This is a genomic window from Chitinophaga sp. OAE865 (assembly GCF_040546735.1).
In the GTDB taxonomy this organism is placed as follows: Bacteria; Bacteroidota; Bacteroidia; order Chitinophagales; family Chitinophagaceae; genus Chitinophaga; species Chitinophaga polysaccharea_A.
On record NZ_JBEPOF010000001.1, the window covers coordinates 2,912,515 to 2,936,284 of the forward strand.

Consider the following 23,770-nt stretch of genomic DNA (forward strand, 5'->3'; position numbering starts at 1 on the left):
AAATAAAATTACGAATTACAAAGAGGTATTTCGGGAAATCTTGTCAGATATACCTGTTTCGCCAGCTGTAATCCGTAATTTTGGGTTTTGTGGAAGAAACTACTTTATGAAAATAGGATTCGATGCCAAACGCGCGTTCCAGAACGACACCGGTCTGGGGAATTATAGCCGTACCCTGATATCATCTCTGGCAAAGGATTTTCCGGGAGATGAATATTACCTGTTTGCTCCTAAACAAACCGGTATGTACGATCTTGCTGCCCTGCCGGAGGTGAAAGTAGTATTGCCCCAACAACCCCTGCACCGCTGGTTTAAGTCCGCCTGGCGCAGCCGTTTCGTGGTAAAAGACCTGTTACGTTACAACATCGGCATTTACCACGGCCTTAGTCATGAGCTGCCCTTCGGTATCCACAAAAGCGGTATCAGGTCGGTAGTTACCATGCACGATCTTATTTTTGAAAGATACCCGGAACAATATAATCCCATCGATGTAATCACATACCGGCGCAAAGCCCACTACGCCTGCCGGGAGGCCGACAGGGTAGTGGCTATCAGCGAACAAACAAAACAGGACCTGATCACTTACTACCAAACGCCGGCCCATAAGATCGATGTGGTATACCAGAGCTGCGATCCCTCTTTCGCTGTTACCTACCCCGATGATGATATTGCTGAAATGGGGGCGAAGTACCGTTTACCTTCACAGTATTTCCTGTACGTGGGCTCGCTGATCGAACGGAAAAACCTGTTGGGCATTGTAACGGCCATGAATACACTAAAAGGCACACTGGATGTACCTTTGGTAGTGCTGGGGAACGGCGGCGCGTATAAAAAGAAAGTAAAGGCTTACCTGGAAGAAAACGGGCTCACACAGCAGGTAGTGTTTCTTAACGAACAGGTACGTATTAAGAACAGTGAGCTGCCACTCCTGTACCAGGGCGCCCTGGCGCTCATCTATCCTTCTTTCTTTGAGGGATTTGGCATCCCCATCCTGGAAGCCCTGTGGAGCCGTACACCGGTGATCACTTCCCGGGGATCCTGCTTTGCAGAAACAGCCGGAGATGCGGCCCTGTATGTAGATCCGCAGGACCCTGTATCCATAGCGGATGCTATGAGGCAGGTCACCACAAATACTTCCCTGGTAAAACAAATGCATGAAAAAGGATGGCAGCACGCACAGCGCTTTACCCCCGATAAATGCGCCGCTGCCATGATGAAAGTATATAAACAACTAAATAAGGAAATATAAATGTTTGAAGATGATATCAGCGCAGCCATGCCGGTGCTGCGGTCCGGCGGTCTTATCCTTTATCCTACAGACACTATCTGGGGCATCGGTTGCGATGCCACCGATGAAGCAGCCGTACAGAAAATTTTTGCCCTCAAAAAAAGAAGCGAAAGCAAAAGCCTGGTAGTATTGCTGGCCGATGTGAAAGACCTGCTGCACTACGTGGCAAATCCACGCCCGGATATGGCCGATATCATCGCCGGTTTTACCCGCCCTACCACCGTTATTTACGAAGGTGCGCTGGGGCTGGCACCCAACGTGATCAGTGAAGACGGCAGCATCGCTATCCGCATCGTGAAAGACCCATTCTGCCGCCACCTGATCAAAAGACTCCGCAAACCACTGGTGTCCACTTCCGCCAATATCAGCGGACAACCCTCCCCGGCCAGCTTCCGCGATGTAGCCGCAGAGATCCGGAATGGCGTGGATTATGTGGTGAAATACCGGCAGGAAGAAAATACCGCAGCCGTGGCCTCTCGGATCATCCGGATAAACAAAGACGGTTCAATCGTGATAATCCGGGATTAAAATTGTTTATTTATTACATTTGCGCCCTGGTTTCCAACAAAGAATAAAAATTAACAGGAATATTTAAATATGATCAGCAGCAAGCCGTTGGACATACCCTGCTCCCTGCAGGAAAGAAAAGTGCTCGAAAAGATAGCATTGGCCGCCCACGAGCTGGGTGTTCCTGCCTATCTGATCGGGGGCTTTGTGCGGGATAAACTGCTCGGAAGAAAAACAAAAGATATGGACATTGTTTGCGTTGGCGATGGTATCGCCCTCGCACACAAAGTGGCTGAAAGATTAGGCGACAACCTTCCCGTTAATTTCTTCAAAACCTATGGCACTGCCCAGGTAAAGCTGAACGACCTGGAAATCGAATTCGTGGGCGCCCGCAAAGAAAGCTACCGCGAAGAATCCCGCAATCCCCAGGTATCCGCCGGAACCCTGCAGGACGACCAGAACCGCCGCGATTTTACCATCAACGCCATGGCCATCAGCCTGCGTGACAGGGATTATGGCTCCCTGCTCGATCCCTTTGAGGGGCTGCATGACCTCGACAGGAAGATCATCCGCACGCCCCTGGCGCCGGCCCAAACCTTCAGCGACGATCCCCTGCGCATGATGCGCGCTATCCGCTTCGCATCCCAGCTGCAGTTCACCATTGAAGAAACCGCCTTCACCGCTATACAGGAAAATGCAGAACGGATCAGGATCATTTCCCAGGAACGGATCTCCGATGAGTTCAATAAAATAATGCTCTCACCCAAACCCTCCGTAGGATTGGATCTCTTGTATAAGTCCGGTCTGCTCAAAATTATTTTCCCCCAGATGATCGATATGGTGGGCGTAGAGATGTACGAGGGAAAAGGACATAAAGATAATTTTTATCATACCTTGCAGGTGGTAGACAATATTTCGGCAAATACCAAAGACCTTTGGCTGCGCTGGGCGGCACTGTTACACGATATCGGCAAACCCGCCACAAAAAAATTTGAGCCGGGTCACGGCTGGACTTTCCACGGCCACGACGCGGTGGGAGGTAAAATGGTACCCCGTATCTTCAGCCGGATGAAATTACCAATGAGCGAAAAAATGAAATTGGTAAGAAAATTGGTAGAGCTTCACCTGCGTCCTATCAGTCTCACTAAAGAGAATATAACAGATTCGGCTATCCGCAGATTGCTCTTCGATGCCGGAGATGATATAGAAGGACTGATGATGCTGTGCGAAGCGGATATTACCTCAAAAAATAAAGCAAAGGTTAAACGCTACCTCGAAAATTTTGAACTGGTCCGCAAACGCCTGAAAGAAGTGGAGGAGAGCGACCGGATCCGCAACTGGCAACCTCCGGTAACCGGGGAAATTATTATGGAAACTTTCGGGCTGAAACCAGGAAAGATTGTAGGCGACCTGAAAAGCGCCATCAGGGAAGCCATACTGGATGGAGAAATCCCCAATACTTACGAGGCCGCATACGCTTTTTTACTGGAAAAAGCCGGCGCATTGAATCTAAGCCCGGTTAAATAAAATCGGTAATTTTACATTACCATAATAGGATACACTAGCATTCAGGATCAACCGCTTATGGCGGAGTGTTTAATCATTAAATAACTTATAACCTTTTTGTCATGCCGGTTTTGAAATTCAGAGTTTACTGGGAAGAAGATGAGAGTGTCTACAGGGACATTGCCATTAAGCCGAATCAGACGTTTTTATTATTTCACCAGGCAATTTTGCAGTCATTCGAATTTGATTCAAAACACAAAGCCACCTTTTTCCGTAGCAATGATAACTGGCAACGTGGCCGGGAAATCATCCTGGAAGCAGATAATCAACCCCGCAAAGCTGAGCCCCTGCTCATGGCGGATACCATGATTGCTGCCGCTGTAAAAGACCCTAATCAGAAATTTATCTATCTCTACGATTTCGCCAAAAACTGGTCTTTCCTCGTAGAGCTTATCGGCGTTTCTAAAGACGAAAACAGCAAAATAACTTACCCTGCCTGCGTACGCAAGGAAGGTCTTGCGCCCAGTCAGTACGGTACCAAAGGCCTGGTAGGCGATAAGCTCGTGGAAATGGAAGAAAAATATGATCTCAATAAAGAAGGTATGGATGCAGACGGATTCGGTGAGGAAGGAGAAGAAAGCGACGCAATGGGCGGCGATGGAGGAGAAGAATTCGGGGGAGAAGAAGAAAATAACTTTTAAATAATATCATCACTCATTTTAGGGACCTGTTTATTTTTTGCAGACATCATCCGTTTCACCCGCTTTGCTGAAATGGCCCGTCTCGGAAAAATAAACAGGTCCCTAAATATTTACCGCCATATATATGCAAAAAACTGTCATCATTATCGCAGGTCCTACTGCTTCAGGTAAAACGGCGTTGTCTGTTCAAATGGCGCAGCTGTTTAATACAGCAGTGATCTCTGCAGATTCCCGGCAATGCTACCGCGAAATCAGCGTCGGTACAGCGAAGCCCTCCCCGGATGAATTGGCGGCAGTTCCCCATTACTTCATCAACTCACACAGCATCCGCGAGGAAGTAAATGCAGGCATATACGAAAAACTGGCCCTCGGTTACGCCCGCGAAATCTTTGAAAAGAACGATATCGCCATTATGTGCGGCGGCACCGGCCTTTATATCAGGGCCTTTGCGGAAGGTATCGATGACATGCCCGTTATTGCGCCCGGGATCCGTACCCGGCTGAATGAACAATATACTTTGCATGGGCTTTCCTGGTTGCAGCAGCAACTGCAGGAACGCGATCCGGGTTTTTACGCAACCGCGGAAACCCAGAACCCCCAACGCCTCATCCGCGCACTGGAAGTGCTGGACGCCACCGGCCGCTCCATCACCACCTTTCGCAGCGCTACCCGCTCTCCCCGCGATTTCCGGATGATCAAAGCAGGCATCATCCTGCCCAAAGAACTCCTCCATCACAATATTCATCACCGCGTGGATAACATGGTGCAGGCCGGCCTGGTGGAAGAAGTCCGCTCTGTGTTGCCTTACCGCGACCACAACGCTCTCCGCACCGTAGGCTACCAGGAAATATTCAGCTTCCTCGATGGCTATATCTCCCTGGATCAGGCTATCGACGATGTGAAAACACATACCCGCCAATACGCGAAACGCCAGCTTACCTGGTTCAGGAAAGATCCTGCCTTCCAATGGTTCGATCCACGGGATCCGGCTGCTATCATGGCCTATGTACAGCAACAATTGTAAGGGGGCTCCGCGCAGGAGCCAGCCATTACAGCCATACACCGGTACCCATCTCCACAAAAAATAATTGCGGACAACCACTGTGCTGAAACCGGACATTTAGGATAAATATAAAATATGTAAACCTCTTGTATTTAAAAGCCTGGAACATGGCATTTTCTTAGCTGCCCTGCTTTTGCACAGCTCACGAAACATTCCGCTTATGTTCAAAAATTACCTGAAAACCGCCTGGCGTCACCTGTTGAAAAACAAACGTTTTACTATCCTCAATCTCATTGGCCTGTCTACCGGTCTCGCCTGTACGTTGCTGATCTGTTTATGGGTATACGACGAGCTTGGCATCGATCACTTTCATAAAAATGACCGCCGCCTTTTCCAGGTAATGGAAAATCAACCTCATGAAAAAGGCATCACCACCGCCAGCGGAACACCGGCATTACTGGCCGCTACTCTGAAAACAGATATGCCGGAAGTGGAAAATGCCACCGTATCTACTCCTCCTTCATGGTTCCCGAAAATTGCATTCACAGCCGGTAACAAAACCGCTAAATCAGCTGCAGTATTCGCAGACGCGGAGTACCTCAGCGTATTTTCCTACCCTTTGCTGCAAGGCAACAACCGGCAGGTGTTAGCCGGTAAAAACAGCATAGTGATATCTTCAGCGCTTGCACGTAATTTATTCGGCGCCACCAATGCCATAGGGAAAACCATCACCTGGCAGGTAGACCGGTTCAAAAAGATCAGTACCGTATCCGGCGTGCTGGATGAACTACCAGCCGGTACTTCCATCCAATTCGATTGCCTGCTGCCTTTCGATGCCTTCCGGGAAATCATGAACATCACAGCGCTGGATGCGCAAGGCCCGTTCAATACTTTCCTGGTAATGAAGGAAGGCACTAACATCCCGGCATTCAATACAAAGCTAAGCCGCTTCATGACCGGCCTTACACACGGCAGCACTACGCAACGGGATGTGTTCCTGCAACGCTATAGCGATTTGTATCTGCATGGCAATTTTGAGAATGGCGTGGCCTCGGGCGGCAGGATCAGCTATGTAAAACTGTTTTCACTTATCGCGCTTTTTATATTGGTAATAGCCTGCATCAACTTTGTAAATCTCTCCACTGCACAGGCTTCCGGCAGGATGAAGGAAATGGGCATCCGCAAAACAATAGGCGCCAACCGCCTGGCGCTGATCATGCAGTATCTCGGCGAATCCATGCTGATGACCATTCTCGCACTGGGGCTGGCATTACTGCTGGTGGCGCTGTTGCTGCCGGAGTTCAACCGTATCACGGGCAAAGCCTTATCCTTTTCACTGAGTGGCGGTATGATAGGTATCGTGGTTACAGTGGCATTGCTCACTGGTATTCTTGCAGGCGGCTATCCCGCGCTGTATCTGTCCGGTTTCAACCCGTTACCGGTGCTGAAAGGAAAAGTTCCCGGATCACCCGGGCAATTGCTGGCCCGCAAAGGCCTGGTGGTATTCCAGTTCACACTCTCGGTACTGTTTATGGTAGCAGTGATAACGGTGTACCAGCAGATAGCTTACGTGCAGCATAAAAACCCGGGGTACGACAAAGACAACGTAGTGTATTTTGATGTAGAAGGAAAAGTGCCGCAACATATTCCTGAATTCCTGGCAGAGTTGAAAAGGATACCAGGCGTGGTAAACGCATCCGCTATGGTAGGCAATGTTTTAGGTGCGCCTTCCGTGGGATGTACCTGGAAGGGCAGGGGCATTGTGGAAACCATTATGTGCCGCCCGTTTATAGTGAACTATGATATGATAGAAACACTGGGCATAGAAATGGCCGCGGGAAGGCCGTTCTCGCGCGACTATGGGGCAGATGACTCCAGGATTATTTTTAATGAAGCAGCCATCAAGGCCATGGGAATTGAAAATCCCGTGGGGAAGGTGATTGAATTCAATGGAATGAAAACAGAGATAGCAGGCGTAGTAAAGAATTTTCACTTTCAGTCTATGCATGAAGCCATCAGTCCTTTGTTTTTCCGGCTGGATTCCCTGAACAGCACCGTAATGGTAAAAATAAAAGCCGGACAAACAAAAGCAGTGCTGCCCGCCCTGGCTGCCTTTTATCAGCATTATAACCCGGGGTTTACTTTTGATTATAAATTCCTCGACCAGGATTACCAGGCGCAATATATAGCAGAGAAAAGAGTGGCCGCTTTGTCAAAATACTTTACCATACTGGCTATCCTGATCTCCTGCCTTGGCCTGTTTGGCTTAGCCGCTTTCACCGCGGAAAGCCGGCGCAAGGAAATCAGTATCCGTAAAGTGCTGGGCGCTACTGCCTCGCATGTGATGGTTATGCTTTCCGGCGAATTCCTGCGGTCGGTATTAATAGCGGTGCTGATCGGTTTACCATTGGCATGGTATTGCATGGACCGGTGGTTACATGGTTTTGCTTATCATATTGAGATGAATGCGGGAGTATTGCTGCTGGTGGGCATTTCTATCGTCGGGATTACCTTGCTTACAGTGAGCTTCCAGGCAATACGGGCGGCGCTGGAAAACCCCGTAAAGAACCTGAAGGCGGAGTAAAGTGAAGAATGGCTGATATCGGAGTTTCTTCTTTCTATAAAAAAAGAGTCGGGATGCAATTGCACCCCGACTCTTTTTTTATAGGATATGATGGTAGTTAGAATTTGAATCCTACTGTAAGCAGGATGTTGCTTCTTGTATAATCGAGCGTAGCGGCTGCAGGGCTCAGCGCTGCTTCATACACGGTGTAAGGCTGGTACCTGTCTTTACCCTGTGTATAGCTGTAAGTAGCATCTACATAAAGACCCTTGTTACGGAAACCAATACCACCACTGTAAACTTTGCGGGAAGCATTTACGCCTGCGTTATAGGCATCATCACTGTATGGATTGCCGTAGGAAGCAAAACCTGCCCTTACCGCATATATCGCCATAAATTTAACCTCGGCGCCTACACGAACATTGGAAGTGGATTTATAAACAGCGCTGATATTATCATTCAGGCTTTTTTCCCCGGCCCTGTCGTCACTCATCCTGAATTTACCAGAAGGAGTGTTCACAAATTCGTAGTCGGCAGTAATAAAGCCCTGTGTGCTCTGTGGCTCCTGCAGGTTACCAAAGAAGTAGGAGGCGCCAGCAGCTGCGCGTAAAGGAGCAGTGTAGTTATAATCATATTCTACTGGATAACCCTGTGTTTGATCAAAGGAACTGGAGATTACTTCACCCGCTCCATCTTCTATATCTGAATGAAGTTCTGAACTGTAGCTGTCGTGCAGGGAATACCAGGTAGGGGTAGCGAAGGTACCGCCCAGCCTGAAGTGGTCGGTCACTTTATAGAGGATACCGATTTTACCGCCAACACCAAGTCCTGTCCGCTTCAGATCTTTATAGTAATCGAAGTAGCCGAAGTTGTTGCCTTTATTGCTGCTGGCATCATCTTCCGACCAGGAAAGTGATTCCTTGTAATTAATACTTGGCAGGTTCAGGCTGGCGCCGATATACAGGCGATCGCCATAGTTACCGCCAATTGCAAAAGTATATTCGTTCATCCCGCCTTCTGTTTTGAGGGTACCTCTTTGCTGTATGCCTTCAGTAAGCCCGCCTATTTGCCTGGAAGGGGAAGCGAGTGTCATTGGTTCTTTATTGCCGGTGGTAGGCTGGTAATCTGCCAGCAAACCGGTACTGAACCCGAGATCAGAGCCAAGTGCCTGTGTAGATGAACTGCCATCGAAGATATCATCTACAAAACGGTCGGAATAGGATGATTTTGTATTGTGGCCTGCAATAACAATTTCGTTGTTATAGTTGGCTAAACGTTCCATACCCAGTGAAAAGGTAATATTGTTCCAGGTGCTGCTGCCGCTGTTTTTGTTGGTAGCCATGATCAGCCCTATGGAAGGCAGCTGGAAATTACTGCGGTTACCTTTATTATCAAGCTGGGCATTGCCCAGGTAATTAGAGGTATTTTGAGAGATGCCTACGCCACCCGAAATATGGAATTCGCCGGTCTTAAAGATGGCAATACCTGCCGGGTTGATATGAGCGGATGAATAGTCTCCTCCGAGTCCTACACCGGCGCCGCCTAATGCCTGGGTTCTGGCTGTACCGTGAGGTTGCAGCGGGGAATAAAGTAATGCGTCGTTGGAGCTCTGGCCTAGGGCTGTCACAGATATAAACAAGCCACCTAAAAGAGGATAAAGTCTTTTAATCATAATCTGTATTCTTAAAATGAGATTTGCTGCAGGTTAATTAACGGTCGCTAACGTCTGCTGCGATAAGTATAACGTGCTGGAATGGCAAAACGTGTGCGAGATAAAAAATAAGCGTAGGTTTTTAGGCTACGCTTATCTAGTTAATGTTTTTTATTATCAACGGCCTCCTCTGGATGGACGGCTGTAGCCACCACCACCGCCGCCGCCGGAATTACCACCGCCTACACGGCCACCGCCGGAACTAGGTGTGTAACTTGGAGCAGGAGTAGGAGCAGGTCTGCTGTATTCAGTTCTCTGCGGACGGGAATAGCCGCCGCCGTTATTGTTGTTGCTGCCGCTGTTCTGGTAAGCAGGTCTTGTAACAGGCCTTTCAGAACCTGACTGCTGGAATACACGACGTGGTCTGTCACCGGTTGAAGTACCGCCATTGGCAGGTTGGAAAGTACCGGTCCGGGAAGGACGGGTATAACCGCCACCGCCAGTGCCGCCACTGTTGGTATATTCAGCTCTGCGTACGCGTTCGTTGCCGCCTCTTACAGATCCGTAGGAGTTGGAAGGGCGGGTAACATAATGGCCGTAATATCCGCCGCCACCGTAGTAACCGCCGTGGCCCCAATAACCGCCGCCATAATATGGATAATAGTAAGAAGGCCAGTAGCTGCCTACATATGGGTAACCCCATCCGCCGTAGAAGCCGCTGCTCCATGGGCTATAGTAACCACCAAGGCCCCAGCCGAATCCCAGGCCGAAAGAAGGGCCATAGAAACCGCTGTACGGATAACCGTAACCCAGGCCAAGTCCCCAGCCACTACCGTAGCCCAGTCCAAAGCCACTGCTCATGTACAGGTTGGAAGCTGCATTATAACCATCCCAGTAATCCCCGGAATAGTTACTGCCACTGCCAAAACGGTTTAAACGACGCTGGTAATCACCCTGATCGTCGTCCTGGTAAGTTACATAGGTACCGCCATCATCCTGGGTGCCTTCTACATAGTTGGCATCATTTTCATCCTGACGGCTGTTGCCGTTAGAACCATTGCTGGAGGCATAGGTACGCTGCTGCTGACGCGGAGAATAGTATACATCATCCGGAGTCTGAGCCGTTTTGTAGGTACTGGAACACGCTCCCAGTGCGAGCGATGCTGCCAGTCCAATGTATATTATAGGCTTCATTTGAAATATATTTTAAGCGTGATTCGTATAGTAAATTTACTTCTTTTTAACGGATTTAACAGGAAGAAAGTTACAATAACACAGGCTACGTTATATTATTTTATGATAAGTGTTTGCAACGTTATGTTTTTCATCTATGTTTGTGGAATTTCTTCGTAATATAAATTGGACAAAAACTAAGCCAATCCGGCCTTTGGCAACCGGCCGCCGGATTTAATTTTGTCTCGACAAATTTAACCGGAAATAGCTTAAAACAAAAGATATATAAATAAGGTATAATTTTTATGAGTAAAGAGATTACGGCCCGCTCGGAAGACTATTCCAAATGGTATAACGACCTGGTATTGAAAGGCGGACTGGCAGATTATTCTGCTGTGAAAGGATGTATGGTGATAAAACCATATGGATTTGCTTTGTGGGAGGCCATGCGCGATGTGCTGGACCGCAAGTTCAAGGAAACCGGCCACCAGAATGCTTATTTTCCCCTGTTCATCCCTAAAAGCTTTTTAAGCAAAGAAGCCGCCCACGTGGAAGGGTTTGCCAAGGAATGCGCCGTGGTAACCCACTACCGTCTCAAAAACGATCCTGATGGCGGCGGCGTTATCGTGGACCCGGAAGCCAAACTGGCAGAAGAGCTCATTGTTCGCCCCACTTCTGAAACTATTATCTGGAATACATATAAAGACTGGATCCAGTCTTACCGCGACTTACCCCTCCTGATCAACCAGTGGGCAAACGTGGTGCGCTGGGAAATGCGTACCCGCCTGTTCCTGCGTACTACCGAATTCCTCTGGCAGGAAGGCCATACTGCGCATGCTACTGCAGAAGAAGCTATTGCGGAAACAGAACAGATGCTGAATATCTATGCAGATTTCGCGGAAAATTATATGGCCGTGCCCGTGGTGCGCGGACTGAAATCGCCCAGCGAAAGATTTGCCGGCGCCGTGGAAACCTACTGCGTGGAAGCTATGATGCAGGACGGTAAAGCCCTGCAGGCCGGTACTTCCCACTTCCTGGGACAAAACTTTGCCAAAGCATTTGACGTACAATTCTCCAACAGGGAAAATAAACTCGAACACGTTTGGGCTACTTCCTGGGGAGTGTCTACCCGTCTCATCGGTGCGCTCATCATGGTGCACAGCGATGATGAAGGCCTGGTGATGCCGCCAAAAATTGCCCCTATCCAGGTGGTGATCGTACCTATTTATAAAGGACCCGATCAGAAAGCAGGATTGGATGAAAGGGTAAACGTGATCGTAAAGGAACTGAGAAACGCCGGGATCAGCGTGAAATACGATGATTCTGATAACAACCGTCCTGGCTGGAAATTTGCAGAGTACGAAATGAAAGGCGTTCCGGTTCGTATAGCCATTGGCGCGAGAGACCTGGAAAATAATGTGGCGGAAGTAACCCGCCGCGATACCAGGGAGAAAATGAGCCTGTCGCTCGATGGTTTACCAGCCCGTATCGCTGCGTTGCTCGAAGAAATACAACTTAATCTTTTCAATAAGGCAAAAGCCTACCGCGATAGTCATATTACCCGTGTAGATACCTTTGAAGAATTTGAGAAAGTGCTGGACGAAAAAGGCGGTTTTGTATCTGCCCACTGGGACGGTACCGCTGAAACGGAAGAACAGATCAAAGAACGCACAAAAGCGACAATACGCTGCATCCCGCTCAATAATCCGCAGGAAGCCGGTACATGCATACTAACCGGTAAACCTTCCAGGGAAAGAGTGCTGTTTGCAAGAGCGTACTAGGAAAGAAGTATCACATTAAGTATTACGGGTAACGGATTTTTATGGAAATTCCCGTAATGATTCGTCATCCGTAATACTTAATAACTGTGTTTCCCACAATTAAACCGTTAAAATGATCCGATGCCCTTGAACCGTTTCATAATGTTATGGGGGGCGGTCTTCCTTTGCACTGTTACAACATCCCTGGCCCAGGGCCTGATGATCCGTAACTATAATGTGAAGGACGGGCTGGCCAACGCTACTGTTTATGCTGCCGTGCAGGATAAAGACGGATTCATATGGTTTGCAACTCCCACCGGCGTTAGCAAGTTTGACGGTAAACGGTTCCGCAACTACGCCAAAAAAGACGGTCTTACAGATAATGAAGTGGTGAAACTCGCCGCCGACTCCAAAGGAAGAGTGTGGTTTTTCACCCTCAACGGAAAGCCTTCCTTTTATGAAAAGTCGATGATCCATAGCGAGGAAAACGACTCCTCCCTCATCTTCAACAGCCGTAGCCACTACATGCAGTACGCTTTTGAAGGCAAAGGCGGCTACATCTGGTTCCTCAATACCAACAACCGGATTGTTCAATACAACGGCAGAAAAACAATCTACGATAAACTGGGCGCCTCCGGGGCGGACCTGTACTTCCTGATGCGTAATGACAGCATCTTTCATCCGCTGCAGGCTTCCTTTCATCTCGAAAGCCTGACAGATCCCGGTAACCCGCAGCAACAGATCCATCCCGTATCCCCGTACCCGTTGGAAGATACCAATTTCCAGGCCCGCATCAATGAAAGCCCGATCGTTATCATCCGGAACACCCTGTATTCCTACAAAGGGAAAGATGCTGTGCGTTTTTTCAATGGAGAAGAATGGGGGATCAGGGATGATATCAGTCACATATGCATTGATAGCGATAACCTTTGGATCGGTACCCAGCGTGCGCTCTATTTTCTCAAAGGCTACTTTAAAGGAGAAAGAAATGTGATCCGCCTGCTGGATAACCACTTTATTACCTCGCTGCTGAAAGACAGGGACGGTAATATCTGGATCACCACTTTTGGCGATGGCGTATATAATATCCCCTACAAAAATTTTTATTTCAGTTATCTTGATAATACCAACGGGCTTTATTCCCATTCTATCTTCAGTATCAGCAAAGACAAAAAGAATAACCTGCTGCTTATCGGGCAGAACGCAGGTGTGCTCAATACCATAGATGCCAATAACAGTATCCGCCAATATACGCTGGATACTACTTCCGGCCGCAACAGCGTGCTTTCCATTACCCCTTACAGCAACGATAATGTGCTGATTGGCACGGACAACGGTTTGTACAAGTTCAACACCCTGTCCCGCAAATCATCTCTCATCACGGCTGTAAAAATGCTGAAAGATGTGGATGTATCGCCCGGTGGCAAAATAAGGATCGCTGCAAAGAACCAGGTGGTGGTGCCCGATAATTATTCTATCAACGACCTCGATATGCTGGTTACCTCGCTGGCCAGTATCAACGACTCCGCTTATTACGTAGGCACCAACAGCGGCCTGTTCTTTTGTACAGACAAGGAGCGGCTATTGCAGCCCGCTGCTGTGGATACCCTGCAAAAAGTGGGTATCAAGGATCTGAAATGGCTGGATGGCTCTTTGTGGATAGGTACCAGCGACCAGGGGATTTACGTAATGCAGAACAACAGGGTGATCAAACACCTGTCTACTGCCAACGATCTCGCCAGCGATATCTGCCAGCAGCTTTATTACGACGGCATTGGCCGGTTGTATGTGGCTACTAACCGCGGCGTATCTGTGATCGACATAAAAACGCAGACGATCACACGTAATATCACTTCCAGCGATGGCCTGCCCTCCGACGATATCCGCGGAGTATACGCTGATAAGGATATACTGTATATTGCCACTTCCAACGGGTTGTGTTATTTTAATGCAGATCATATCCCGGTGGATACTGTGCCGCCGGTGATTTACCTGAATAACATCCGGTATGGCGACAGCACTTTCCTGGCGTCCAATAATTTTGTGCATCTTTATCAACGTAAAGCTTCTTTTGAAGCGGAATTCGGTACCATCGTCTTTGACCTGCCGGAGCTGGTGGAATACCAGTATAATTTTTCGGGAGATACCACCAGCGGATGGGTCACCACCATGTCTAACATCATCCCGTTCCCCGACCTGCAACCGGGCAGCTACACCCTGATGCTCAGGGCTAAAAAGTACAAAAGCGACTGGTCCAAACCAGCAATTATAAACGTAAGTATCCTGCCCAGGTGGTACCAGCAATGGTGGGCGAGGGGCATCCTGCTGCTGGCCGGCTTATTACTGGTGCTGGTAGGTTTGCGGTATATCATCCGGCGGATCAAGCAGGCGGAAAAACGTAAAACGGAGTATAACCGGCGCATCGCAGAGCTGGAAGCCAAAGCGCTGACCAACCAGATGAACCCGCATTTCATTTTTAACTCGCTGAACTCAGTACAGCACCTGATACTGGAAAAAGAGGAGAAACAGGCACTGAATTTCCTGGCAGACTTTGCTACGCTCATGCGGCAGATGCTCAATAACTCCAGGAAATCATATATATCACTGGAAGAGGAAATCGCCTTTCTGACCCGTTACCTGGAGTTGGAAAAGATCCGGTTTGCTCATTCCTTTACCTATCACTTTATTATGGAGGATGCTTTGAAGGAGTATACTATCTACATCCCCGCCCATGATCATTCAGCCGATAGTGGAAAATGCAATTAAACATGGCCTTGCGCCAAAGAATATAAGCGGTTACCTGGAAATCCGCCTGGAAATGGTGGACGACCTGCTGTACTGCTCGGTAGATGACGACGGAATAGGTTGGGATAAGTCGAACAGCATTAAAAGTTCAAGGCTCATTAAACACGAGTCTACTGCACTTAGCGTGATTAAGGAGCGGTTGCAGATTATAAAATCTTTTAATGGAAGTGTTGGAAAGTTAGAAATTATTGATAAATTTAAATCTGGTTTCGGCAATAAGGAAGGTACCTTAGTTGAAATACTGATTCCCATTGTTAAGATGTTATGAGTAATATAAAAGCTGCCATTGTAGACGATGAAGTCCGCAACATTCATATTTTACGCAATATACTCGAGAACTACTGCAAAGATGTGACAGTTGTCGGTGAAGCGCAAAATATCAATGAGGCGGCAGAAATGATAAAGAATAACCCCATTGATGTTCTGTTTCTTGATATTGAGATGCCGCCACACAATGGATTCCAGCTATTGGAAATGTTTCCGGTGCTGAACTTTGAGGTTATTTTTATCACCGCTTTCCAGGAATATGCATTGCAGGCAATTAAGTTTGCTGCGCTCGACTACCTGTTGAAACCAATCAAGGTCAGCGAGGTGGAAGATGCATTGGAGAAAGTGAAAAAGAGTAAGAAAGGACGGCTGAATGAACTGGCGTCCATACTGAAAGATTATGTAAAGAATAATGATAACGCCTTCTCCAAGATCGTTATACCGGTGAATGACGGGTATAACGTGATCGATCTGAAGGATATTATCTATTGTGAGGCATTCGACAGCTATACCAAAATTCAGCTGATCAATAATGTGTCCCACCTGATCTCCAAGTCGTTGAAGGAATATGAGGAAATGCTGTCTGATAAAGGATTTTACCGGGTGCATAAATCTTTCCTCATTAATATTCATCACATTGTGAAGATCATTAAAGGGCTGGGAACTGCCGTAGTAATGAGCGATCAGAAGAATATTCCCATCTCTTCCCGCAAAAAAGATGAGTTCTTTACCCAGCTGAAGGGGGTGATCAACTTGTAATATTATTAAATTATTTTAATTATTAAAGCCGGTGAGCCATCGCTCAACCGGCTTTTTTATGCGTTGGCTAAGCCGATTATCCCGTTTACGGAATGCCCATCTAACTTATCATATGCTTAGACTACTTTTCTAACAGGTTTTCATAAAATGACTGATTGCATGACCAGCTTCTCCAGGCAACGCATGTACGACTTAAAGGAAAAAGTCCCGCTCCGGCTTACCGGAAACGGGACTTTCTCTTTTTCAGACCTAAACCTAATTACTTAATAAGGGGATCAAAGGTTTTCGGCGCCGGCACCTGTAACAATATTATAGTAATAGATATTTCCGCCTCTTTCAGGATAGAAACCTATCAGCTTGAGGTTCTTTTGTTTTTCCACTGCATTGCTGAGGTCATCCACAGAGGTGATCTGTGTATTGCCTGCTTTCAGGATCACAAAGCCGGGGGCCATGCTGGTTTGTTTTTTCAGGATACCGTTGCCGATATCATTTACCACCACACCGCCATTCACACCCAAACGGGCTGCCTGGTCTTTGTCGAGCTCAGAGAGATCTGCACCCAAACGGTCCAGCGCAGTGATCTTTACCAGGTCTGTATTACCTTTCAGGTTCTTCATTACCACGTTGTTTACGGTAATTTCCTTACCGTCGCGAAGGAAGCTTAAGCTGATCTTATCGCCTGGTTTGTAACGTGCTACTTGTTCGCTCAGCTGGGAAGTGCTGGGGATTTTTACGCCGTTCACTGCGGTGATCACATCACCGGTACGGAGGCCTGCCGCAGCAGCGGAGCTGTTGGGCAACACGTCGGTTACCTGTACGCCGTCTACATCTCTTTTAATACCTGCATCTTTCAGCTGTTCATCGCTCATATTGGCGATGAGGGAAGAAGGCGCATATCTTACACCCAGGTAAGCCCTTTGAACGTTACCGTATTTGAGAATATCATTTACTACTTTTTTGATGAGGTTTACCGGGATTGCATAGGAGTAACCCGCATAAGACCCGGTGGGAGAGGCGATGGCAGAGTTGATACCTACCAGTTCACCGGCAGTGTTCACCAGCGCGCCACCACTGTTACCCTGGTTCACAGCAGCATCGGTTTGTATAAAGGATTCGATAGCGCTGTTCACCCGGCCGCCGCTCCTGTTGATACCAATAGAGCGGGATTTGGCGCTCACAATACCTGCAGTTACGGTTGCGTCCAGGTTAAGCGGATAACCCACGGCCAGTACCCATTGTCCTATTTCCACATTATCGGAGTTACCATACAACAGGTAAGGAAGATCTTTGGCGTCAATTTTAATAACGGCCAGGTCTGTGCTGGGGTCTGTACCTATCAGTTTAGCTTTGAATACTTTGTTTTCATTGCTGAGGGAAACGCTGATCTCATCTGCATCGGCAATTACGTGGTTGTTGGTTACAATGTACCCGTCTGCAGAGATCAGTACGCCAGAACCGGAAGCCATCTGGCCCGGAATGTAATACCTGCGGCCATCTCCGCCGCCGTTAAATTCATCTCCAAAAAAATCATCTCCGAAAAGATCCTGCAGGATACTGCGTCTTCTTTGCAGGTTATTGCCATTGGTTACCTGCCTGGGGTTGATCTTTGTTTTGATATGTACTACACCGGGCACAGCTGCCTTTGCCGCGGTGGTAAAATCGGATGGAGGGGTAGCATTTACATTCCCTTCTGTGCCCGGCATATAACGGGCGTAGTTAACAGGGATTTCGGTACCGTTCTGGAAAACAATCGGCTGCTTCGGCTGGAAATATTTGCCATACACAAATATGGAGGCAGCTGCCGTTACAGCACTGAGGAAAACAGTCGTAACAATTTGCTTGAATTTCATATTATAGTGTGTTTGCGTGATAATTAATGATAACGCTGGGATATGATCAATTTACATGCCCTGACTACAAATTTAATCTGCACTGTGAATCAAACGCAACAGGGGGGATTCACTTTAACACATTTTTATATCAATCGTTAAACACGGCTTAACACCTCACTGACAGGCATGGCAGCCTTCCTGTCAATATAACAAGTAATTCCGACAAATTGTTAGCTTACGTAGCGCCTTCGGTGCTTTAAATTGTCTTGGAACACTGATTACGCTGATTATACTGATTTTCTTGATTTTTACTTCTTGGATTTTTTTGATTTTAAAAAATTGGGGTAGACATATTTGCTTATATCTCCCAATCATTTAAATCCCCAAAATAAAATCAAACAAATCAGTATAATCAGCGTAATCAGTGTTCCAAGACAATTTCCGCGGCAAGCGCCGGAGTCGCGCGCCGCTACAGCTCCAGCAGGAACTTCAGCGTGTCCACGCCATCGGCGTAGTCGGTGAGGCTGGGTTGCTGGGCATAGCCGAAGGGCGTGAATTGCTGTCCTACCAGGCATTGCAGGGCGTCTTCCCCGGAAAGTTCCTGTTGCAGCTGGGCCATATCTACATAATAGCTGTAGTGTAAAACGCTGATCGGGGAAAAGAGGCCGGTGTTTTCCTGCAGCAGGATACTGCCGTTGGTCATATAGGCGCTGCTGTTCAGCAGCAGCAGGGCCAGGTTGTAATCGTAATTGTTCTTGTATTTGTGATGCTCAATCAGGTAACTGTATTTCTCCAGGGCTTTGAGCAGGGGCGTAAAGTCGTAGTTCAGCGGTACATATATCTTGGTCACATTCCTGCAACCCAGGCCGAAGTACATCATGATATCGTCTGCCAGCGCCAGCAGCTCTTCCGTTGATTCTTTACCGGTAAGGATAGCGGCCGAGGTGCGGTTATGCCGGATGATATGGGGGTATTTGGCAAAATAGTAGTGGAAATACCGGGCAGAGTTGTTGCTGCCAGTGGCAATATAGGCGTCGCAATTTTTCAACATGTCGTGTATTTCCGTCTGATTGGCCTGGTCCGGGTACCATTCACTGATCTTTTCCAGGATGTGCTTCATCAGGATCTCATCTTTACCGGAAAGTTTCATTTTTACCCGGTGCCCGCTAACAAACCCGCAAAGCCAGTCGTGGAAGCCTACCAGGGGAATATTCCCTGCGGAAACAATACCCACGGTTTTAGGCGCGCGCTGTTCTGTAACCTTTTGATAGCCCTGCAGCCACTGCTGCAACGGCTCCGGCGACAGGAAATAACGGGCAATATTATCCAATGCGTTGTCTATAAAGGAGGGAATAAACCAGCCGTTGGCAATATATGCGCGTTCTTTAACTGCTTCCAATTCCGGGCTTTTATCCGCCAGATACTGCCCCAGGCGCACCAATGCGGCTTCTTTTTCTGCTATGTTCATGAAACTGTATAAATAATGACCTAATTAAACCGGGAAAATTTTATTTTTGTCACACAAAATTAATGGCTTACTACTTAACCAAAAAGTTTACACTATGGCAATTAAGATAACAGACGAATGTATAAACTGTGGCGCCTGCGAACCGGAATGCCCCAACAATGCGATATACGAGGGTGGTGTTGAATGGGCAATAGCCGACGGTACCACCGTAAAAGGCGCCTATACATTGATGGACGGTAGTGTAATGGATGCTGACCAGCGAAATGCGCCTATCAGTGTAGATACCTACTATATTGTGCCCAACAAATGTACAGAATGCCAGGGATTTCATGAAGAACCGCAATGTGCCGCGGTTTGCCCGGTAGACTGCTGTGTTCCTGATGAAATGTACCAGGAAACCGTAGATGAGCTGATGGACAAGAAGGCCAAACTCCACATCTAAAATATTCTTAAGGAAGCTTAATAACCGTTCCTGCTCTGGCCGGGACGGTTTTTTTATGTAATTTGAACAGCCACTGCCGGCCTGCGTGGTGGCTCTTGACAATTAACAAATAACCTTTAACTTTACCCGCTTATAGCAAAACATCTTATGAAGAAGAATATAGCTCTGGTCGCCGGTGGATATTCCGGAGAGTATGTGATATCCGTACAAAGCGCCGTAACTATTGAGAATAACCTGGACAGCAGTAAATATAATGTATACAAGATCATTATCACAAAAAGCAGCTGGAGCCATACCGGCGCCGACGGGCAGGTGACTGAAGTGGATAAAAATGATTTCTCCCTAACCATCAACGGGGAAAAGATCACCTTTGATTCCGTATTTATCGGTATTCACGGTACACCGGGAGAAGACGGCCGCCTGCAGGGTTACTTCGAAATGCTTGGTATTCCTTTTACCAGCTGCGGTATGGTCACTTCCGCGCTCACCTTTAATAAAAGCTATTGCAATAAAGTGGTAGATGCACTGAAGGTGGTGAACGTATCCAGATCAGTACATATTTTCCGCCAGCAGCCATATAATACGGCAGAAATACTGCAGCAACTGCGTTTACCCGTTTTCGTGAAGCCCGCAGAAGGAGGCAGCAGCATCGGCATGTCAAAGGTGAAAACTGCGGAGGAGCTGCAGCCGGCTATTGATAAAGCGTTTAATGAAGACTCCCAGATTCTTATAGAGGAATTTATCAAAGGCCGGGAGCTGACGATGGGGCTGTACCGGGCCAATGGCGCTATTACGGTGTTGCCGATCACAGAAGTAGTGAGCAGCAAAGAGTTTTTCGACTACGAAGCGAAATATACGCCGGGCGTATCCAACGAAATCACCCCTGCACCGGTAACAGACGATATTGCCCGCCAGGTACAGGAAACCGCCACCATTATTTACAATAAACTGAATTGTAAAGGCATTGTACGCGTGGATTTTATCTATGAAGAAGCTACCGGGAAACTGTACTTCCTGGAAATAAATACAATGCCCGGCCAGTCTGAAAACAGCCTGGTTCCACAGCAGGTAAGAGCTGCGGGGAAAACACTGAAGGAATTTTATGGCCTGCTTTTGGAAGAAAGCCTGAAGTAAGGATTATCACACTTAATATAATTATCGTGTTCGACTTTATTACCAAACGCTCTTTTTTATTCAATCTGTTGGCGGTTATTGTAATGTTTTTTGCCCTGGCCCTGCTGTTTTTCTCTATGCTTGGTTTTATCACCAAACATGGACAGCAGCAAACCGTGCCGGATGTACATGGGAAAAATATAAAGGAGGCTATTGCATTGCTGGAAAAAGCCGGTTTTGAGGCTGATGTAAGGGATTCCATTTATATTGATTCCATTCCTCCCCTGGCCGTGTATGCGCAAACACCTGATAAAGGAGCGCAGGTAAAAGTTGGCAGAACCATTTACCTGACCGTCAATAAAACTGTGGCGCCTATGGTGAAAATGCCGGACCTCGAAGGACTTACCTTCCGCAGCGCGGAAATGATGCTGAAAAGCATGCGGCTCAACGTGGGCGATACGATTTATAAACCCGATTTTGCCACCAATACGGTATTACAGCAGCTGCTGAATGGCAGGAAAGTGAAGCCCGGCACGGAAGTGGCAGAAGGCAGCAATATTACCCTGATCCTGAGCAGCGGAACCGGCAGCGTGGAAAACCCGGTGCCTAATTTTGTAGGGCTCACCTTTGCTGAAGCCCGGGAAATGCTCAGCGCCAGTAATCTCAACCAGGGTACGGTGATCATTGACCCCAACGTAACAGACACGGCAAACGCCTATATCATTAAGCAGGTACCCGCCCGTAAAAACGAAATCGGCGATTTTAATATGGTAAGGGCCGGTGAAAGCGTGGACTTCTGGTTATCTGCCACCAAACCGGTAACCGATAGTACCGCTGCCGTAAAACCTGTTGAACAGGAATAGTTGAAAATGATGTAATTTGATTCTAAATACTTAATAACATGCAAAACATTACGGCAGAAGAACTGAAACAACGTATAGACAGCGGTGAAGAACTTTATATATTAGACGTAAGAGAACCACATGAGCGTGCAGAATTCAACATCGGCGGTACACATATTCCTTTGGGCTTTGTGCAGCAGATGCAGGTAGATGAAATTGAAGACTGGAAAGATAAAGAGATCATCGTGTATTGCCGCAGCGGTAACCGCAGCGGGCAGGCTTGTATGCTGCTCGATTCCATGGGCTTTACCAACACCAAAAACCTGGTAGGCGGTATGCTGAAATGGACAGAGCTGTATAAATAATATAATATTATCACTACTTCTGCGCCCCGGTAACCAGGCGCAGAAGATCTTCCCGCTAGGCTTTCTGTTCCACGATGGCAGTGGCTTCTATTTCCACGAGGTAACGGGGATCAATCAGTTTACTCACCTCCACCATGCTGGTAGCGGGTTTAATACTCTTAAAGAATTCCCCGTGCGCCCTTCCATATTCTTCCCACCTGGAGATATCCGTTACAAACATACGGGTGCGTACCACATCATGCAACGTGGCGCCTGCATTGATCAGCGCTGATTCTATTTTTGCCAGGGCAAATTTCGTTTGTTCATAGGCGTCACCTTCAGCTACTACTTTATCATTATCGGATGCTACGGTGCCGGATACTTCAATGATATTGCCTACCCTTACGGCACGGGAGTAGCCTACTTTCCCTTCCCAAAGCGCCCCGGAGGAATAATTGGTGCGTTTCATAGTTGTTTTTTAGAGAGATGAGGAGATACACAAATCTACAACATCTTCTTTACTGTGTGGTGGCAGTGTTATCTGCAGGAGGCGGAGTGGTGGTCCTGAATTTTATGACCTTACCAAGCAGGTCGAACCAGAAAGGAGCACCCAGTGATATGGCAAGCGCGGTAATGCACCAGCCGGCAAAAACAAGCCAGCCATTTTGCTGGAAAGGATGCGTATAACCACAGCGTACCGTGAGGCGCCCGCCGCTGGTATCGGGTATGCAGGCCCGGCTGATGCCCAGTACGTTCGCTGCATCGCCGGCATCGTTGTGCAGCATGGCATATACACCGATCAGCGAGGTATCGGTCACAAATATGCGGATGGAGGTATCTGCCCGGAAAAAGGCGCTGTCTTTATGCAGCACATTTTTACGTATAAGCGTATCAGTGATAGCGGTATAACCAGGGCCCCGGCTGGCGGCAAGCTGTACCAGCTGTGATCTTACGTTTTTGTCTTTCATCAGGATCCGGGCTATAGCAATGGAATCCACGTTAAAGAGCGCTGCAATGCTGATACCGATGCACAACAACCATGTTTGGGTTTGTTTCCGGTACCAGCCGCTGGTACGTGTCATGGTTTCGTTGAACCAGCTTTCCATATTTACCCGGAAGGCCGCTATATTGTGGCCCGCGTCTTCAAACAGCTGCAACAGGTGTTCGTGCGTATCCGGCACCAGGTGCAGGTAATTGTGAGTGAGCGCCGCTTTAATGGCCTGTGCATCATTGCCCTTATGTTCAGGAACGCTGCCCCGTAACAGGTGTATCATTGTTTGGGAAAAGATCTGCGGACTGATATAGGCCGGCCGTGAAGTAGCGCTGTTTTCCCCAAGGCTGTGGATGGAAGGCATGCTGTAGAACTTTTTAAGGAAAGGATTTTTCCGGAATGGCTCGAAGAAATACACCACGCTCCATCCCAGCTCGTAAAACCAATTGAAGAAGGTAAACTTTCCAAACCAGCCCAGGTCGGTACTGTGATCATCCTCTTCCAGCATCCGGCGTAAGCCCTTGGTTAACAGCCGCGCCCTGGAATTGAAGATCCTGGCAATCAGCTCCTGTACCACGGAGGCCAGCAAACTGTATAGCAGGTAAATGAAAATAAGGCCAAGCGCCACATCTATGGCCAGGTTATTAAACATAAGATAGGTATTAAGTTGACATATTTACATAAAAGTAAATATTTATATCAAAGATAAAAGTGTACTACGCAATGTATTTGCAAACTCTCCGTTATCTTTTTTA

Annotated in this window: 20 protein-coding genes; 14 read left to right on the plus strand and 6 right to left on the minus strand. The window is 47.7% G+C overall.

The features are described 5' to 3' along the window. Window positions 1-106 precede the first annotated feature (106 nt). The 6 genes from ABIE50_RS11890 to ABIE50_RS11915 all read left to right on the plus strand — a co-directional run bounded on the left by ABIE50_RS11890 (window position 107) and on the right by ABIE50_RS11915 (window position 7,589). Window positions 107-1,249 carry a glycosyltransferase family 4 protein gene (locus ABIE50_RS11890; RefSeq protein ID WP_354027980.1) on the plus strand — a complete coding sequence of 381 codons (1,143 nt, stop codon included), beginning with the start codon at window positions 107-109 and terminating at the stop codon, window positions 1,247-1,249. Beyond that, window positions 1,250-1,816 carry an L-threonylcarbamoyladenylate synthase gene (locus ABIE50_RS11895; RefSeq protein WP_354027981.1) on the plus strand — a complete coding sequence of 189 codons (567 nt, stop codon included), beginning with the start codon at window positions 1,250-1,252 and terminating at the stop codon, window positions 1,814-1,816. Between the two features lie 69 nt (window positions 1,817-1,885). Continuing rightward, window positions 1,886-3,322: a CCA tRNA nucleotidyltransferase gene (locus tag ABIE50_RS11900; RefSeq protein WP_354027982.1), complete on the plus strand. Its 1,437-nt coding sequence runs from the start codon at window positions 1,886-1,888 to the stop codon at window positions 3,320-3,322. A gap of 101 nt (window positions 3,323-3,423) precedes the next feature. After that, window positions 3,424-4,002 (plus strand): IS1096 element passenger TnpR family protein, encoded by a 579-nt coding sequence (locus tag ABIE50_RS11905; protein WP_209861347.1) that lies wholly within the window; start codon window positions 3,424-3,426, stop codon window positions 4,000-4,002. A gap of 124 nt (window positions 4,003-4,126) precedes the next feature. Next, entirely contained in the window at window positions 4,127-5,026 is a 900-nt protein-coding gene (gene miaA, locus ABIE50_RS11910; RefSeq protein WP_209861345.1) for a tRNA (adenosine(37)-N6)-dimethylallyltransferase MiaA, read from the plus strand. Window positions 5,027-5,225: 199 nt separating this feature from the next. Continuing rightward, on the plus strand, window positions 5,226-7,589 hold the full coding sequence (locus ABIE50_RS11915) for an ABC transporter permease (RefSeq protein WP_209861343.1): 2,364 nt from the start codon (window positions 5,226-5,228) through the stop codon (window positions 7,587-7,589). 97 nt (window positions 7,590-7,686) lie between these two features. On the opposite strand, the gene ABIE50_RS11920 is transcribed toward ABIE50_RS11915, so the two are convergent. Further along, window positions 7,687-9,240, minus strand: coding sequence for an OmpP1/FadL family transporter (locus ABIE50_RS11920; protein WP_209861341.1), 1,554 nt, complete (start codon window positions 9,238-9,240; stop codon window positions 7,687-7,689). Between the two features lie 156 nt (window positions 9,241-9,396). Further along, window positions 9,397-10,413 carry a hypothetical protein gene (locus ABIE50_RS11925; RefSeq protein ID WP_209861339.1) on the minus strand — a complete coding sequence of 339 codons (1,017 nt, stop codon included), beginning with the start codon at window positions 10,411-10,413 and terminating at the stop codon, window positions 9,397-9,399. A gap of 284 nt (window positions 10,414-10,697) precedes the next feature. On the opposite strand from ABIE50_RS11925, the gene proS reads away from it, so the two are divergent. The 4 genes from proS (at window position 10,698) to ABIE50_RS11945 (ending at window position 15,983) form a co-directional block, all read left to right on the plus strand. Then, entirely contained in the window at window positions 10,698-12,173 is a 1,476-nt protein-coding gene (gene proS / locus ABIE50_RS11930; protein WP_142683008.1) for a proline--tRNA ligase, read from the plus strand. Window positions 12,174-12,299: 126 nt separating this feature from the next. Next, window positions 12,300-14,918 carry a ligand-binding sensor domain-containing protein gene (locus ABIE50_RS11935; protein WP_354027983.1) on the plus strand — a complete coding sequence of 873 codons (2,619 nt, stop codon included), beginning with the start codon at window positions 12,300-12,302 and terminating at the stop codon, window positions 14,916-14,918. Continuing rightward, the gene (locus tag ABIE50_RS11940) at window positions 14,884-15,225 is read left to right on the plus strand and encodes a LytS family sensor histidine kinase (RefSeq protein WP_354027984.1); all 342 of its coding nucleotides are present in this window, start codon (window positions 14,884-14,886) and stop codon (window positions 15,223-15,225) included. Before ABIE50_RS11935 ends, ABIE50_RS11940 begins: the two co-directional genes overlap by 35 nt. Continuing rightward, window positions 15,222-15,983 carry a LytR/AlgR family response regulator transcription factor gene (locus tag ABIE50_RS11945; RefSeq protein ID WP_078672331.1) on the plus strand — a complete coding sequence of 254 codons (762 nt, stop codon included), beginning with the start codon at window positions 15,222-15,224 and terminating at the stop codon, window positions 15,981-15,983. The genes ABIE50_RS11940 and ABIE50_RS11945 overlap by 4 nt, the downstream gene beginning before the upstream one ends. A 275-nt stretch (window positions 15,984-16,258) precedes the next feature. Here ABIE50_RS11945 and ABIE50_RS11950 read toward each other — a convergent pair whose 3' ends face one another. Both ABIE50_RS11950 and ABIE50_RS11955 read right to left on the minus strand, forming a co-directional pair. Beyond that, window positions 16,259-17,833, minus strand: a complete 1,575-nt coding sequence (locus tag ABIE50_RS11950; protein WP_209861335.1) for a trypsin-like peptidase domain-containing protein — start codon at window positions 17,831-17,833, stop codon at window positions 16,259-16,261. Window positions 17,834-18,284: 451 nt separating this feature from the next. Next, entirely contained in the window at window positions 18,285-19,283 is a 999-nt protein-coding gene (locus tag ABIE50_RS11955; protein WP_209861334.1) for an acyl-CoA reductase, read from the minus strand. Window positions 19,284-19,377: 94 nt separating this feature from the next. Between ABIE50_RS11955 and ABIE50_RS11960 the strand changes: the two genes are divergently transcribed. From ABIE50_RS11960 to ABIE50_RS11975, 4 genes are all read left to right on the plus strand, one after another. Then, on the plus strand, window positions 19,378-19,725 hold the full coding sequence (locus tag ABIE50_RS11960) for a 4Fe-4S dicluster domain-containing protein (RefSeq protein ID WP_142683004.1): 348 nt from the start codon (window positions 19,378-19,380) through the stop codon (window positions 19,723-19,725). Window positions 19,726-19,872: 147 nt separating this feature from the next. After that, window positions 19,873-20,859, plus strand: a complete 987-nt coding sequence (locus ABIE50_RS11965) for a D-alanine--D-alanine ligase (RefSeq protein WP_209861332.1) — start codon at window positions 19,873-19,875, stop codon at window positions 20,857-20,859. Window positions 20,860-20,885: 26 nt separating this feature from the next. Next, on the plus strand, window positions 20,886-21,701 hold the full coding sequence (locus tag ABIE50_RS11970) for a PASTA domain-containing protein (protein WP_209861330.1): 816 nt from the start codon (window positions 20,886-20,888) through the stop codon (window positions 21,699-21,701). Between the two features lie 38 nt (window positions 21,702-21,739). After that, a complete protein-coding gene (locus ABIE50_RS11975; RefSeq protein WP_142683001.1) occupies window positions 21,740-22,045 on the plus strand; it encodes a rhodanese-like domain-containing protein in 306 nt (101 codons plus the stop codon). Window positions 22,046-22,100: 55 nt separating this feature from the next. On the opposite strand, the gene ABIE50_RS11980 is transcribed toward ABIE50_RS11975, so the two are convergent. Next, entirely contained in the window at window positions 22,101-22,493 is a 393-nt protein-coding gene (locus ABIE50_RS11980) for a RidA family protein (RefSeq protein ID WP_142683000.1), read from the minus strand. A gap of 49 nt (window positions 22,494-22,542) precedes the next feature. Beyond that, window positions 22,543-23,667, minus strand: coding sequence for a hypothetical protein (locus ABIE50_RS11985; protein ID WP_209861327.1), 1,125 nt, complete (start codon window positions 23,665-23,667; stop codon window positions 22,543-22,545). Window positions 23,668-23,770: the final 103 nt, after the last annotated feature.